19 protein-coding genes are annotated in these 13,158 nt (G+C 63.0%); 16 read left to right on the top strand and 3 right to left on the bottom strand.

The window, feature by feature from the left end; all coding sequences use genetic code 11:
- Positions 1 to 3 precede the first annotated feature (3 nt).
- From flgF to IE053_RS05445, 5 genes are read left to right on the top strand one after another with little or no spacing between them, the layout of a single operon-like run.
- A complete protein-coding gene (flgF, locus tag IE053_RS05465) occupies positions 4 to 717 on the top strand; it encodes a flagellar basal-body rod protein FlgF (RefSeq protein WP_189572986.1) in 714 nt (237 codons plus the stop codon).
- Positions 718 to 725: 8 nt separating this feature from the next.
- Positions 726 to 1,511 carry a flagellar basal-body rod protein FlgG gene (gene flgG, locus IE053_RS05460; protein ID WP_189572983.1) on the top strand — a complete coding sequence of 262 codons (786 nt, stop codon included), beginning with the start codon at positions 726 to 728 and terminating at the stop codon, positions 1,509 to 1,511.
- On the top strand, positions 1,511 to 1,900 hold the full coding sequence (gene flgA / locus IE053_RS05455; protein WP_189572980.1) for a flagellar basal body P-ring formation chaperone FlgA: 390 nt from the start codon (positions 1,511 to 1,513) through the stop codon (positions 1,898 to 1,900). The genes flgG and flgA overlap by 1 nt, the downstream gene beginning before the upstream one ends.
- Entirely contained in the window at positions 1,897 to 2,559 is a 663-nt protein-coding gene (locus IE053_RS05450) for a flagellar basal body L-ring protein FlgH (RefSeq protein ID WP_189572977.1), read from the top strand. Before flgA ends, IE053_RS05450 begins: the two co-directional genes overlap by 4 nt.
- 25 nt (positions 2,560 to 2,584) lie before the next feature.
- Positions 2,585 to 3,013 (top strand): flagellar basal body-associated FliL family protein, encoded by a 429-nt coding sequence (locus IE053_RS05445; protein ID WP_189572974.1) that lies wholly within the window; start codon positions 2,585 to 2,587, stop codon positions 3,011 to 3,013.
- Here the strand turns inward: IE053_RS05445 and IE053_RS05440 are convergent.
- Both IE053_RS05440 and IE053_RS05435 read right to left on the bottom strand, forming a co-directional pair.
- On the bottom strand, positions 3,010 to 3,261 hold the full coding sequence (locus IE053_RS05440) for a flagellar hook assembly protein FlgD (RefSeq protein ID WP_189572972.1): 252 nt from the start codon (positions 3,259 to 3,261) through the stop codon (positions 3,010 to 3,012). The genes IE053_RS05445 and IE053_RS05440 overlap by 4 nt on opposite strands.
- 9 nt (positions 3,262 to 3,270) lie before the next feature.
- The gene (locus tag IE053_RS05435) at positions 3,271 to 4,467 is read right to left on the bottom strand and encodes a flagellar hook-length control protein FliK (protein WP_189572969.1); all 1,197 of its coding nucleotides are present in this window, start codon (positions 4,465 to 4,467) and stop codon (positions 3,271 to 3,273) included.
- A 79-nt stretch (positions 4,468 to 4,546) separates the two neighbouring features.
- Here IE053_RS05435 and IE053_RS05430 point away from each other — a divergent pair, with 79 nt between their 5' ends.
- The 11 genes from IE053_RS05430 (at position 4,547) to IE053_RS05380 (ending at position 12,297) form a co-directional block, all read left to right on the top strand.
- On the top strand, positions 4,547 to 4,807 hold the full coding sequence (locus IE053_RS05430) for a hypothetical protein (protein ID WP_189572966.1): 261 nt from the start codon (positions 4,547 to 4,549) through the stop codon (positions 4,805 to 4,807).
- Between the two features lie 153 nt (positions 4,808 to 4,960).
- Positions 4,961 to 6,193, top strand: coding sequence for a flagellin N-terminal helical domain-containing protein (locus IE053_RS05425; RefSeq protein ID WP_189572963.1), 1,233 nt, complete (start codon positions 4,961 to 4,963; stop codon positions 6,191 to 6,193).
- A gap of 102 nt (positions 6,194 to 6,295) precedes the next feature.
- Positions 6,296 to 6,685, top strand: coding sequence for a flagellar biosynthesis regulator FlaF (gene flaF, locus IE053_RS05420; RefSeq protein WP_189572960.1), 390 nt, complete (start codon positions 6,296 to 6,298; stop codon positions 6,683 to 6,685).
- Between the two features lie 3 nt (positions 6,686 to 6,688).
- Positions 6,689 to 7,105 carry a flagellar biosynthesis repressor FlbT gene (locus IE053_RS05415; protein WP_189572957.1) on the top strand — a complete coding sequence of 139 codons (417 nt, stop codon included), beginning with the start codon at positions 6,689 to 6,691 and terminating at the stop codon, positions 7,103 to 7,105.
- 76 nt (positions 7,106 to 7,181) lie between these two features.
- The gene (locus tag IE053_RS05410) at positions 7,182 to 7,499 is read left to right on the top strand and encodes a hypothetical protein (RefSeq protein ID WP_189572954.1); all 318 of its coding nucleotides are present in this window, start codon (positions 7,182 to 7,184) and stop codon (positions 7,497 to 7,499) included.
- Positions 7,496 to 7,879 (top strand): flagellar basal body protein, encoded by a 384-nt coding sequence (locus IE053_RS05405; protein WP_229786069.1) that lies wholly within the window; start codon positions 7,496 to 7,498, stop codon positions 7,877 to 7,879. Before IE053_RS05410 ends, IE053_RS05405 begins: the two co-directional genes overlap by 4 nt.
- A 9-nt stretch (positions 7,880 to 7,888) precedes the next feature.
- Positions 7,889 to 8,158 carry a flagellar hook-basal body complex protein FliE gene (gene fliE / locus IE053_RS05400; RefSeq protein ID WP_189572951.1) on the top strand — a complete coding sequence of 90 codons (270 nt, stop codon included), beginning with the start codon at positions 7,889 to 7,891 and terminating at the stop codon, positions 8,156 to 8,158.
- Positions 8,155 to 8,418: a flagellar biosynthetic protein FliQ gene (locus IE053_RS05395; RefSeq protein ID WP_189572948.1), complete on the top strand. Its 264-nt coding sequence runs from the start codon at positions 8,155 to 8,157 to the stop codon at positions 8,416 to 8,418. The genes fliE and IE053_RS05395 overlap by 4 nt, the downstream gene beginning before the upstream one ends.
- Before the next feature lie 14 nt (positions 8,419 to 8,432).
- A complete protein-coding gene (locus IE053_RS05390; RefSeq protein WP_189572945.1) occupies positions 8,433 to 10,475 on the top strand; it encodes a flagellar biosynthesis protein FlhA in 2,043 nt (680 codons plus the stop codon).
- Positions 10,472 to 11,242 carry a flagellar biosynthetic protein FliR gene (locus tag IE053_RS05385; RefSeq protein ID WP_189572942.1) on the top strand — a complete coding sequence of 257 codons (771 nt, stop codon included), beginning with the start codon at positions 10,472 to 10,474 and terminating at the stop codon, positions 11,240 to 11,242. The genes IE053_RS05390 and IE053_RS05385 overlap by 4 nt, the downstream gene beginning before the upstream one ends.
- Complete coding sequence (locus IE053_RS05380) at positions 11,239 to 12,297, top strand: EscU/YscU/HrcU family type III secretion system export apparatus switch protein (protein ID WP_189572939.1); 1,059 nt, start codon at positions 11,239 to 11,241, stop codon at positions 12,295 to 12,297. The genes IE053_RS05385 and IE053_RS05380 overlap by 4 nt, the downstream gene beginning before the upstream one ends.
- Here IE053_RS05380 and IE053_RS05375 read toward each other — a convergent pair.
- Entirely contained in the window at positions 12,294 to 13,151 is an 858-nt protein-coding gene (locus IE053_RS05375; RefSeq protein ID WP_189572936.1) for a hypothetical protein, read from the bottom strand. The genes IE053_RS05380 and IE053_RS05375 overlap by 4 nt on opposite strands.
- Between the last annotated feature and the right edge of the window lie 7 nt (positions 13,152 to 13,158).

The following is a 13,158-nucleotide window of genomic DNA, read 5'->3' as shown; positions in this document are numbered from 1 at the left end:
CCCATGACCGACGCCATTTCCGTCAGCCTCACGCGCCAGTCGGGGCTCCTGCAGGAGCTCTCGGTGATCGCGAACAATATCGCGAACGCTTCCACGGATGGCTTCCGCCGGGAGGCTGCTGTCTTCGCCGAGTTTGTCCGTGAACTGCCTGAACAGGCTTCCGCGTCGATGGGCTCTCTGCGCGGGCACTATACCGACCTTTCCACGGGCACGATGCGGAAGACCGGCGGCGCCCTCGATCTCGCCATCGAAGGGGCCGGCTGGTTCGGTGTCGGGCGAGACGGCGACGTGCTGCTGACTCGCGCGGGGCATTTCATGCTCGACAATGAAGGCAATCTTGTCACGCCGATGGGTGATCCCGTCCTCGACGAAGGCGGCGCTCCCGTCACGCTTCCTCCGAACACGTCGGAGATCTCAGTGGGCCCCGATGGAACGATCACCGCCGACGGGTTCGGGGTTGCCCAGATTGGCGTCCTTTCTGCTGAAGCGGAGGACCTTGTCCGTGCGGGCGACAATCTCTGGCGCACGACCGGGGCCCTGCGCTTCGAAGATACACCGCGCGTCCGCCAGGGCTTCCTCGAAAGCTCGAACGTTTCTCCCGTTGAGGAGATGGCGCGGCTGATCGAGACCCAGCGCCTCTATGAAGCAGGTGCTGCTCTGCAAACGGATGAACATGAAAGGATCCAGGCGCTCATCGAAGCCCTCGGACGAAACTAGGAGAGAGAATGAACGCCCTCAACATCGCCGCCACTGGCATGGCCGCGCAACAGACGCGCGTCTCCACCATCGCCAACAACATCGCCAACATGTCGACCACGGCCTATGCGCCCCGCCGGGCGGCCTTCGCCGACCTGTTCTATCGTCAGGAAGTGACGCCGGGGGTGCTCAGCTCACGGACTGGAACCATTGTGCCGGGCGGCATCCAGCTTGGCATCGGCGTGCGGACCGCCTCCGTTGTGGCCGAGCAGCAGCAGGGGTCTTTGACGACCACGGGCGGCGATCTCGACATCGCGATCGAGGGGCGCGGGTTCTTCGACGTCGAACTTCCTTCCGGCGAGACCGTTTATACCCGTGACGGTCGTTTCTCGCTCTCGCCTGACGGGACGATTGTGACTGCCGAAGGCTTTCCCATCTCGGGCGGGATTGCGGTCCCAGAGGTCGCAAGGTCCGTCCGCGTGACCCCAGACGGGGAGGTCTTCGCCGTCTTTGCAGACGGCACGCCGCCCCAGAACCTCGGCATCATCGGTATCACGACCTTCACCAACGACCAGGGCCTAGAAGCCCTCGGCGGGAACCTGTTCCGCGAGACCGAAGCGTCCGGGCCGCCGCTGGGCGGATTTGCCGGGCTCGATGGTGCCGGTTTCATGCGCCAAGGGTTCCTCGAGGACAGCTCGGTCGACGTGGTGGCGGAGATCGCGGACCTGATCGAGGCGCAGCGCGGTTATGAGCTGAACTCCAAGGTCATGACGGCTGCTGATGAAATGCTCGCCGCAACGACGAGGATCCGTTGATGCTGTTGGCAGGACTCGCATTCCTCCTCGTCGGTGCAGCTGCTGGAGAGGTGGAAGCCTCCCGCCCGATTGCTCGCGGGGAGGTCATCACGGCCGGAGATCTCACCGGAGCGGAAGAGGCGCTCGCCTTCTTCATTGGGAAGGAAGCGCGCCGTCCGCTCTTCGAGGGGGCGCGGGTCAGGCCTTTCGATGTGCGTGAGCCGATTGCCGTCAGTCGCCAGCAGACGGTCATTGTCGTCTTCGAGCGCGGTACCCTGACCTTGCGGACCGAAGGTCGGTCCCTCAGCAATGGCACGATCGGCACCACGGTCGAGGTCGTGCTGCCCGGAAGGCGCAAGCCTGTCTCGGGTGTCGTGACGGCTCCCGGTCGTGTGGCGGTGCATGGATGAAGCGCTTCTTTCTTGCCTCGACCCTCCTCATCGCGGCGTGTGCCACGCGCGAACCTCTTCCTGCGGAGGACAGGATTGTCTTGGAGAACCGTCCCTCGCAGGATGCCTCCTTGTGGAACCAGGATCCCGAGAGCCTCTTCGGCAACCGGCGTGCACGGGAGGTCGGTGATCTCCTGACCGTCCTCGTGTCGATCGACGACGAGGCGCAGATCCTCAACGATACCCAGCGCAACCGTACGAACGAGCGACGCTTCGAGTCGCCTGCAGCCCTGGGGCTTCCGCAGTGGGCGGACAATGCTCTTCCCGGTGGCGCGAACCTGAACCCCGGCGTCGATCTCGTCAGCGAGGAGCGCCTGCGTGGGCAGGGGAACCTGCGTCGGCAGGACCGGATCACCCTTCGCCTTGCCGCGAGGATCACCGGCCGTCTGCCAAATGGCGACCTCATCATCGAGGGACGCCAGCAGGTCCAGGTCGGCAGCGATGTCCGTAGGCTGATGGTCGCCGGGATCGTGCGCCCCGAAGACATATCCCGCGAAAATACGGTGCAACACGACCGGATCGCAGAGGCAGACATCCGCTATGTCGGCCGGGGCCCGATCTCGGCCACTGGGCGCAAAGGCGTCGGGAACAGGCTGCTGGACCTCATCGTTCCCTTCTAACCGGGATCAAGCAAGGAGGAATATTATGGTGTACGGAAAATTTGCTGCGACGCTCGCTCTCGCTTTGGTGGCAGCAGTAACGGCGCCCACCGATGCGGAGGCTGCGCCGAAATCGAAGAAAGTCGCGGTGAGTTCGACCGTGAAACTCAACCGTCCCTTCGTGGTCCCCGTGTCGGAAAATCACCGGACCGTCAGTGTCGTGGTGTTGCGCGTCAACATCGAGATGAAGGGGAAGGATGCGCTCGAGGCGCAAGAAAGCGAGTCGCTGTTGCGGGACAGGATCCTGACCGCGCTCATCGGCCTGAGCCATGACGGTCACTTCGACATGGGAATCACGGACCCGGCGCTCTCTGACCTCATCAAGACGACCATCAGGGACGCGGTCGAGGCGTTATATCCCGAGGCCGTGGAGGACGTCCTCATCCAGGACTTCCTCCGCAAGCGCATCATCTAGCTACTATCGCGGAGCAGATCGACCATCTGTTCAAGATAGGCGTTCGTCTGGATCTGTTGCTCCAGTGCGTTGATGGTGGCGAGCTGCTCGATGAACTGGTTCGCCTCCAACGGCTCCATCGGATCCTGGTTCTCGATCTGTGCCGTCAGGAGGCGGAGGAACTCGCTCATCTCCTGCGACTGGTCTGTGCGCGCCCCGCCGATGGCGGGATCGGTGCTCGTGCTGGCGCTGAGAGCGGCAATATCCATGAAGTTCTCCTAGAGTTGGATGTCGAGAAGGGCATCAGAGTCGCGACGCGCGTGGCCCACCGTCATTTGTGGTGAGGCTGCGCGGAGATCCGGGGGCGTGGCGTACGGGGCTGGGTCACTTTCGCGGTCGTCGCCCCAGGCAAGATCGACGTCCTCGAAGCCCTGGTCGCGCAGGTCCTCAGCGAAGGAGCCTCCGTGGCGGCGAAGCAGATCCGCCGTGTCCATCTCTGACGCCGTGATGATGGCGCGGAGCGAGCCTGAACGGCTGACTTCAAATTCGATCTGTACACGACCGAGCTCCGGCGGATCGAGCTGGACCTCGATTCGCTGCTGCGGACCGCGGGCTTCGATTGCCGTACGGATCTGGTCCGTCACCGGGCTCGGCATTCTAGCCTCGGTCATCGGCTGCGTTGCGCCAGGCTTCAGGGAATGGGACGAGGCGAGGTCCAGCGGAAGACCAGCGGCAGCCGTTTCGACCACGACTGACTTCACGGGACCCGCCATGGGCCTTGGGAGCTCGGTTGCGATGGCCTCGGAAATATTTATCCGTGCCCCGCTCAAGCCATCGAGTGGCAGTGGCGAGGTTTCGCGCGCCAACCGTTCCGAGCCCTCGGTCCTGACCGACTGCTCGGCTCTCTTTGTTGCATCGACGGAGGTTTCAGGGCGCTGCGCCCTGAGAAGGGAAGCGCCTGCATCATCCGGTGCCTGACGAGAAGCGACAGGCTGCGCGGCAAGCGGCGATCGGGATGCTTCACCGGCATGATCCACACCGCCCGTTGCGGCGGGCGACATGCCGGCCGGAAGCTGCGCAGGTGGCGTCGGTTGCAGATGATGGGCGATGGGCGAAACTTTCCGCGGTGCGGCCATTCCTGTTGAAGGCACCATTTCGCTGCCGGACACGGTCAGCTGCGCGGGTATCCCCGCATGATCGACCGCTTGGCGAAGGCCGGGCACCTGGACCCGATCGAGAAGCGCCGACGAAGGTCCATCAGTCAGCGGACTCCGTGCTCGCTGCATCACCTCGGCACTGGCCTCTGTCAGGTTGAGGGCGCTCTTCGTGACCAAGGGTTGTGGTTCGATCACCACCCCTTCCACAAGGCCGTGGAAGGCGGAGGATGCTTCATCGGTAGACGGATTGACTGCCGTGTTCTGGGCGGTGCTCGCCGGGATCATGCTGGCAAGCGTGCTGCTTGGGGGTGTCTGCATGACTGTCATATATCATCTAAACCTTACGACAACCTTTACGCGCATAAACCATGAACGGCAATCTAAAGGGGAGCTCTTTATGAATCCGGTCACACTCGACGTCGCTGCCGTCTCGCCAGATCCGATCCGAAAATCGGCAACAGAGCTGCAGGCGGCCTTGTTCACCCAGCTGCTGCGCCATGGAGGTTTCGCCGAAGCATTCTCTACCGGAAGCGACACGCTCGATAGCCTGACAGACCATGTCCTGCAGCGGGTTGCAGAGGATATCGCCGCTGCAGACACGCGCTTCGCGGACCGTCTTTACCAACAGCTCCGAGGCGCCGAGGGCGAGCTGCCCTGACCTTCCAGTCCCGGTTATTTGCGACTGAATCTTCCCGGCTTCACGGGCTATTAAGGCTCACAACCTAAGGATGGCAAGGCAACTGGAAGTTGCGGCCGCCAGTGGGCCCGGGGACGAGGGATCCGCGCTGGCAACCAGTGAGACGAGAACCAAATGCCTTCGATTAACTTCAACCAGAGCGCCCAAGTCGCCCTGATGAACCTCAGCAAGGTCAACGAGAACCTGTTCAAGATTCAGGACCAGATCTCGACGGGCAAGCGCATCGCGAACGCGAAGGACAGCGCATCAGTCTGGGCCATCAGCACGGTGATGAATTCTGATGTGATGGGCTTCCAGCAGATCACCAACAGCCTCAACCTCGGCACCTCGACCGTCGAGGTCGCGCGGGCGGCGTCGGAGCAGGTCAGCAACCTCCTGACCCAGATCAAAGCCGAAATCGTTTCCGCCAAGGAACAGAATGTCGATCGCACGGCGATCCAGCGGGACATCGTCGCCCTCAAGGACCAGATCTCTTCGATCGTCGATGCGGCGCAGTTCAACGGCCTGAACCTTCTCAAAGGCGGTGCGGATATTGAAGTCCTGTCGTCGTTCAACCGCGACTCGACGGGCAACGTGACGACGGCGGAGATCTCCGTGGCACGCGCGGATCTGCGTCAGGTCGAGGGGGTCTTCGGGACGACCCAGATCACCGCGGGTGCCGGCCTGAACACGGCATCGTCGGCGAGCATCGCGGCGGGTGCTACGGAAACCCTCACGCTCACCGCCGGAACGATCAATGCCGGCTACAGCTTCGAGGCGACGATTGCGTCGACCACGGTGCAATACATTGCCAGCGAGGGTGACACCGTGAACGATGTCGCCCAGGCACTTGTCGATGAATTCGGCGTCCAGTTCGCCGCTCTCGAAGCCACGACGCCGGGTTCCTCGCCCGATGTCGACTTCACCCTTACCGTCGGGACCGATCCGCTGACCCAGAACGCGGTCATCAACATCACCAACAATGAAGCCACGGCCGTCGCGCTCGCAGGTGACTCGTTCAACGATGGCGTTGCGGGCGGTGATCTTGGCCGCCTGTTCTCGATCGACGTCGACACCACCGTCGACGCGGACATCGATCAGGCCCTGCTGGATGTTGAAGACATGATCCAGTCGGCGATCGACGCCACCGCGGCCTTTGGCTCGGTCCAGAACCGCATCGACATCCAGTCGACCTTTATCGATAGCCTCGTTTCCTCGCTCCAGAGCGGCATCTCGTCCCTGACCGACGCCAATCTCGAGGAAGCCTCGGCCCGCCTGCAGGCGCTGCAGGTTCAGCAGCAGCTCAATATCCAGGCTCTCGCGATCGCCAACCAGGCACCGCAGGCCCTGCTGGCGCTGTTCCAGTAAGCCTCTGAGCCGCCGGGGATTTTTTGATCGTGCACCCCGGCGGCACCCTTTTTGAACCAGATTTACCCCCAGGCGTTAGCCTGACAAAGAAAGGTGCACCGTATGGAATACGGCGTCGTACAACGCGAAACGGCTTCGGGCCGCGACCTTGAGCGGGAGGTGCTCGAGCGCGTGACGACCCGGATGCGCGCGGCAGACCCGAGCGACGTGGCTGGCCTCGCCCAGCTCCACGAAGCCCTGCAGCGGAACCGCGCGATCTGGATGACCTTCGCCAGCGATCTGGCCAATCCGAACAATCTCTGTTCGAACGACCTCAAGGCGTCGATGATTTCGATCGCGGGCTTTGTCGAGCGCAACACACAGGCGGCGTCGAAGAACCCTGATGTGCTCCGCAGCTTGATTGAAATCAACGAGAGCATCATTGCCGGGCTGAGGCATTCTGCGCCCCCGCGGTCGCCGGCATCGCCCAGCCGCGAGCTTCTCGGCGCCTGACCCATGACCGGTCTCATTCTGAATCTTCGCCCCTGGGAGACCTTCCTGGTTGGGGATCTCGTGCTGCAGAACGGTGGAAAGCGTGCCCAGATCAGGGTGCGCGACGAGCAGGCGGGGGTGCTGCGCCTCAGTGATGCGCTGCACCCGGACCAAGTCCAAACGCCGCTCACCCGCGCCTACTACACGGCGCAGCTCCTGCTGCTCGGCAAGGACGAAGGCGGTGCGGATCTGCCTCTTCTCCTTCGCCTGCTGACGGAAGCGGGGGAGGCGCTGGGCCATCCACCGCCGATCGCACACGCTTTGCGTCACGCCTCGGAGCAGCGCTTCTTCAAGGTGCTGCGGACCCTGCGCCCCCTCCTGCCCGAGGAGGTGCTGCTGCTCGCTGGCGGGGGGACCGGGCCAACAGCAACCTCCGGGTGAATTGGTAAGGAAGCTGTTAACCTTTTGCTTACCTTGAGTTGTGTACGCCGGATCCGTGAACTTGCGGAGGGTGTTGATGGACCACGGCGTATCCATCCTGAAATTGACGAGCGCGATGGCGCGGCATGCCGCGCACGCGCATGCGGTGACGGCTGACAATATTGCGCGAGCGGATATTCCGGGTGCGCGAGCGAAGGCTGCGGCTGACTTTCAGGCAAGCCTTCGCGGTGCGGGCTCGCCCGAATTTCGCGCACGGGACGAGGGCGGGCTCGTCAGTATCGAGCGCGAGATGCTCGCCATGGGCGAGGCCAGGGGGCGCCATGACGCCGCTCTTGCCGTCTGGAAGAGCACGCTCAGCATGATGAGAATCGCCATCGGAGGGCCGCAAGGATGATGGCTGATCCGATCTTCGGCGCCATGGGCGCTGCATCCTCCGGTATGGAGACCCAAAGTTTCCGTATGCGAACGACGGCCGAGAACCTGTCGAATATCGACACACCCGGCTATCGGCGGAAGCTCCTCTTCTTCGAGGCCATGAAGGATGGCGGCGTGGAGCTATCCCGGCTCGACCTCAGCCGCGAGGCAGGGAAGGAGCGCTACGACCCCTACCATCCGCTTGCAGATGACAGGGGTATGGTGACCCTCTCCAATGTCGACGCGATGGTCGAGCTTGCCGATGCTCGCGAGGCGCGGCGGAGTTTCGATGCCAACCTCCAGGTCTTCCGTCAGGCCCAGGGTTTCTACCGCGGCCTTCTCTCCGTCCTCGAACGATAGGAATTAATAATGAACATCAATGAAGTGGCTGCTGCCAGCGCTTATGGATCGATGGCGGTGCAGCCGGGTTCCGGGTCAGAGCTCAAGGCCCTCGGCGAGCGTTTCGCCGCGGTTTTCGACAGGGCGGACGCTGCCGTTGAGGGTTTTGCGACGAAGAACATCGACGCACAGTCCGTCGTCGAAGCCCTGAGCCAGGCCGAGCTTGCGCTCCAGACCGCGATCACCGTTCGTGACCGGGTGGTCGCAGCCTACCAGGAAATCCTCCGGATGCCGATATGACCGAGGCTGATGTTCTCACTCTCCTGAGGGCGGCGCTCAGGACCGCAAGCCTCATGGCGGCCCCGATCCTGATCGCTGCACTCTTGGCCGGCCTGGCGATCGGCCTGATGCAGGCGCTGACCTCGATCCAGGAGCTGACACTGACTTTCGTGCCGAAGCTTCTCGTGATCATCATCGTGTTCTGGCTCACGGCCGGGTTCATGGCGGTGAGCCTGCTCGGTTTCTTCGAGACGAAAGTGTTGCCACTTTTCTTCAGCTAGCAGGGTAGACGGGTATGGGAGAGCTGCTCAGTAAACTCACGATCAACCCGGCCGTGGCGCTGGCGGTTGGTCTCATGGCCATCCTGATCATGATGGTCCTGCCGGTGCCGCCTATCGTGCTGGATATCGGCCTGATGGCAAGCTTCGCCTTCGCGATCCTGATCTTCACGACCACCTTGTTCGTGGAAAGGCCCCTTGATTTCTCGAGCTTTCCGGCGATCCTGCTGGTGTCGCTGCTGCTGCGGCTGGCACTGAACATCTCCTCGACAAAGCTCATCATAGGCCAAGGGCATACAGGCACCGGCGCAGCCGGCGGGGTCATCGAAGGCTTCGCCATGTTCATCATGGGCGGCAGCATCGCCATCGGCCTGATCGTTTTCGCGGTGCTGGTGATCGTCAACTTTCTCGTCATCACGAAGGGTGCAGGCCGGATGGCCGAGGTCGGCGCCCGCTTTGCCCTCGACGCCATGCCGGGCAAGCAGCTTGCCATCGATGCCGATGTTTCCTCCGGAGCGATCACCCATGAGGAAGCGAAAGTCCTCCGTGCACGTGAGCAACAGGAGACGGCCTTCCTAGGCTCGCTCGATGGTGTTTCGAAATTCGTGAAGGGGGACGCCGTAGCGGGTCTCCTTATCACGCTTCTCAACCTCATAGCAGGCATTGCCGTGGGTATGCTGGTCCACCGGATCAGCTTCGGCGAAGCCGTTCAGAATTACTCCGTCCTGACCGTAGGCGACGGGCTCGTCAGCCAGATCCCGGCCGTCGTCATCTCGGTCGCAGCAGCGCTCCTCCTGTCGAAGGGCAGGGGCGAGGAGGCCGTCGACCTTGCTCTCGTTCGGGAACTCGGTGGCCGTCCAGAAGCGCTCGTGACCGTTGGTGTCGTGATGGTGGCCTTTGCGCTGTTTCCCGGCCTGCCGTTTCTCCCATTCGTCTTCGGCGCGGGTATCCTGTTCTACCTCGCCTGGCGATTACGGGGAAGAAGAAAGGATGAGCCAGAGGCGGTCACGCCCGCTCCGGCCGAGCCCAAAGCGAATTTCGGCGACCTGCTCGATGTCGACGAGATCCATGTCGAGCTGTCGCCCGACCTCGTGGCCGCGGTGATCCGGGACCAGGGGGGCTTTGACACACGCGTGGACAAGATCAGGCGCTTCATCATCCAGGAGTTCGGTTTCATCCTGCCGCCGGTCCGCGTGACAGACCGCGCGTCTCTCCCTCCCGAGACCTACGAGATCAAGATTCAAGGGGTTCGCGCGGCGCGGGGCAATCTCCGCGCGGGCAAGTGGCTCGCATTGATCGCTGACGATCAGCGCCCTGACGTCGAAGGCGAACACACGAAGGAACCGGTCTATGGCGCTGCGGCACGATGGGTCGATTTTGCGGGCAAGGAGCAAATGGTCCTCGGCGGCTACACCGTGGTCGAGCCCGCCGAGGTCCTCGCCACGCACCTTCTTGAAAGCGTGCAGGCCGAGTTTGGCAGGCTGATGACCCGCAGGGCCCTGCGCACCATCCTCGACGCCTTCACCCAGCCCACTGACCCGGAAAGGGCCCAGGCGAACCGCAGGTTCATCGACGAAATGATCCCCGAGCGCGTCCCGATGGGACTCCTCCAACAGGTGCTCACCGACCTCCTCCAGGAGCGGGTGTCGATCAGGCAGCTACCGATCATCATCGAAGCCTGTGCAGAGGCACGCGGAGCGGATCTCGGCCCGGACGACACCGTCGAATACGTGCGCAGGCGCATAGCCTTTGGCTTCGTCAGCAAGCTGACGTCCGATGACGGAACGATTCCGGCCGTGCAGATCGGGGATGACTGGTCCGAGCGGTTAACGTCCGAAGGCGGCGAGCCTTCGCTGGAGACGATGAAAGAGCTTGTGCGCTCTATCGGCAGCTTGATCGACAAGGCAGCAGAGGCCGGGGTTGTCCCGGTCGTGGCCGTGGCCGGTCCGATGCGTCGCCTCGTGCGCCGTATCCTTGCCACCCATGGCATGCGCAACCCGGTCCTTTCCCTCGACGAGATCAGGGGGCACGCGAAGCCTGTCCTCTTCGGTACGGCGTGAATGAGATCCTGGATCTCCTCGCGCCGCTCGTTCTCCGGTTCGAGGCGCAGCTGATGACGGGCGTTGGGCTCTTTTCACGCCTTTCCATCCTCATGCTGATGTTGCCTGGCATTGGCGGACGAATGCTGCCGATCCAGGTGCGTCTCGCTTTGGCGCTCGGCCTCATGTCAATCCTCTTTCCGCTCGTTTCACCCGTCGAATCCGGGACGACAGGAGCACTGGTCGGTCTGATTGTGGGAGAGATCCTCGTCGGCCTGACCTTGGGCTTTACTGTCCGTATCTTGCTCTTCGCTCTGTCGATCAGCGGCGCCATCATCGCCCAGACCCTGTCCCTCAGCCAGATCTTCGGGTTCAGCGCCGAAGGCGACAGCTCGAGCCTGCTGTCGACAATCCTGACCCTCGGCGCCTCGACGCTGTTCCTGACAGCCGATCTCGAAATCGAGGCGATCCGCTTGCTGATCGGCAATCTTGAAGCAATGCCTCTGGGCTTTGCCGCGACCCTCCCGAGTTCGGACATCGCTGCGGAAGCGACGGGGCTGGCAGCCGAAGCGATCCGGTTCGGCATCACGCTCACGCTGCCTTTCCTGGTCCTCAACTTCGCCTACTACATCATCCTGGGCTTCCTGAACCGGGCGATGCCGCAGCTCATGATAACCTTTGTGGGGCTTCCGGCCGTGACCCTTGGCGGGCTCACGCTTCTTACGCTGTCGATTGTGGCAATGCTGACTGTCTGGCTCGGCCGTGTAGCGGGGGTCCTCGGTTCATGAGCGACGACGCAGCCGAAAAGATTGCCGAGGCCTCCCCGGACAAGAAGCGCCGGGCACGGAAGAAAGGCGACGTTCCCATCTCGCAGGAGGCGAACACGGCGGCGGCTTTCGCTGGCTTCCTCGTCGCCCTCGCCGTGGTGGCGCCCTTCGCCGACGACCTTGCGACTGAACTCCGTGCCTTCTTCCTGCGACCGGAGCCAGCGGCGGCGGCGCTCCTGGGTGGTCCGCTGACGGAACGATTGATCCTCGCAGGAGTGTTCTTTCTTCTTCCGCTGGTCGTCTTTCCTGCTGCAGCAGTGCTGCTGTCGCTGGCGGTCCAGCAGGGCATCGTATTCGCACCGAACAGGATCAAGCCGGACATCAACAAAATCAATCCGGTGAAGGGAGCCGGAAAGAAATTCGGCCCGCAGGCGCTTCTCGAATTCTCCAAGAACAGCTTGAAGATTGCTGTCCTTTCAGCAGGAGGCGCCGCGATCCTGTGGATGGAGGTGCGGCGTATCGGTGCCGCGTTTACCGCACCGGCGCAGGCGATACCGGGACTTTTGTTGCGTGAGCTGATCGTCTTCTTCGGGTTGGGCGTTGCAGTGGCCGCTCTTTTCGCCTTGATCGACATCCCCCTGGTGCGCGCCCAGAGGGAGAAGCGGCTAAAGATGTCGCGTCAGGAGCAGCAGGACGAAACCAAGGAAAGCGAGGGAGATCCGGCCCTCAAGGCCCAGCGCCGCCGCCGTGCCGAAAAGATCGCCATGAGCCGGATGATCAGCGAAGTGAAGGAAGCTGACGTCCTCATCACCAACCCGACGCACTACGCCGTTGGCCTGAAATGGGACCGGAGCGGGAAAGAACTTCCGGTCTGTATTGCGAAGGGCGCGGACGAGCTCGCCCTCCGCCTGCGCGCGGCTGCGGAGGAGGCAGGCGTTCCCGTCCGCGAGGATCCGCCCTGCGCAAGGGCGCTCCACGCTACCATTGAAATCGGGGATCCGATCACATCGGAGCATTTCAAGGCAGTCGCTGCAGCGATCAGGTTCGCCGACCGGGTACGGGCCCTCAAGCGCTAGAGAGTGGAGAGGACCTTCACCGAGTGGCGACCACGCTCCGTACCAAGAGCGCCGATCGCTATGTCTTTCGCGCAGTCCGCACCGTCCGCCTCCAGCATCACACGCCCAAGGTCGCCCCCCGGGATGGAGATCACGTTGCCGGGCGCGAGGCCCGCGATGGTCACTGCGTCGGCGGTCCAACGGCTGAGAACGACCGTGACCGGCAGGGTGACGCCCGAGAGGTCGATCCCGCGATCGCTGCGGTCGAGAATTTTGGCGAAATGCGCTTCTTCGAGTGTGGGAAAGACCAGTTGGACTTCGCGCGCTTCCCCTCCCTCCGGCTCGATCGTGAAGGTTGCAAGCAGCTTCGTTCCGCCCGGCGGCGGGGTCAGTGGCCAGCTCGTCTCGCCTTCACCCTCGGCAGCGAGGCGGAGACGAAGGCCAAAAGCGTCCTCGACCAGCCCTGCCAGTGCAATCGCAACTTCCCGGGTCAGGACGTCATCGAGGCCGTCCGGCATCTCGGGTTTGGTCAGTGTGCTGTCGGCGGCCCGCAAAAGAAAGGCGCTCAGATCGATCGCGGTCTCGCCCGGGAAACGGAACATCGCGCCACTGGTCAGGGGTTCGAGCGGCAGGAAAAGGCCTGGTTTCTCCGCCGACCGGCGCAGCTCTTCATGGGTGGTCGCGGAGAGGTGGCTCCGGACTGTCACGTCGCATCCGAGGAGAGGGGAGAGCACTTCGCCAGCGCGCTGCGCCAGCACGCTCCAAAGGGGCAGGCTGTCCTGCAGGCAGTCGGGCAGGCGCGCCTGCCCTGTCCCCGCCGCGTCGGACGATGGTCTTTCCCTGATCAGTGATCTGATTGAAATTGTACGAGCCATGTTCAGA

Origin of the sequence: Parvularcula lutaonensis, from assembly GCF_014651915.1 — a bacterium.
GTDB lineage: Bacteria > Pseudomonadota > Alphaproteobacteria > Caulobacterales > Parvularculaceae > Parvularcula > Parvularcula lutaonensis.
Note: the sequence above shows the minus strand (reverse complement) of the source record. Positions and strands in the feature narration are given on the sequence as shown.